Raw genomic sequence first — 585 nt, forward strand, 5'->3', positions numbered from 1 at the left:
CGGCGTATGTGCTGGATGCGGGGTTGCGGCCGGTGCCGTTGGGTGCGGTGGGTGAGTTGTTTCTGTCGGGTGCGGGTGTGACGCGGGGGTATCACGCGCGGCCGGGGTTGACGGCTGAGCGTTATCTGCCTGATCCGTTCGTGGTGGGTGGGGGGCGGATGTATCGGACGGGTGATCTGGTGCGGTGGCGTCCGGATGGTCAGCTGGACTTTCTGGGGCGGGTTGACGGTCAGGTCAAGGTGCGTGGGCATCGTGTGGAGCTGGGTGAGGTGGAGGAGGTTCTGCGCCGGCATCCGCAGGTCGGTGGTGCCGTGGTCGCGGCGCGCGAGGACGCCGGCGGATCGCTGCGGCTGGTGGCGTATGTGGTCTGCGCTCAGCCGAGTGGTGATGTTCCGGCTGATCTGGCTTCCTACGCGCGCACGTTGCTGCCGGATTTCATGGTTCCTTCCGTGTTCGTGAGCCTGGCGGAGTTCCCGCTCCTGCCGAACGGGAAGACCGACCGGTCGGCTCTTCCGGCCCCGGACCCGGCCGCGGGTCACTGCGTCTACCGGGCGCCGTCCGGTCCTGCGGAGGAACTCGTCGCCG

General features: G+C 68.5%; 1 protein-coding gene. It reads left to right on the forward strand.

Going from position 1 to position 585, the window contains the following annotated elements; translation table 11 throughout:
• On the forward strand, positions 1-585 hold a 585-nt coding region (locus SZN_RS37310; protein WP_007506626.1), incomplete at both ends, for an AMP-binding enzyme.

The organism is Streptomyces zinciresistens K42 (genome assembly GCF_000225525.1).
GTDB lineage: Bacteria > Actinomycetota > Actinomycetes > Streptomycetales > Streptomycetaceae > Streptomyces > Streptomyces zinciresistens.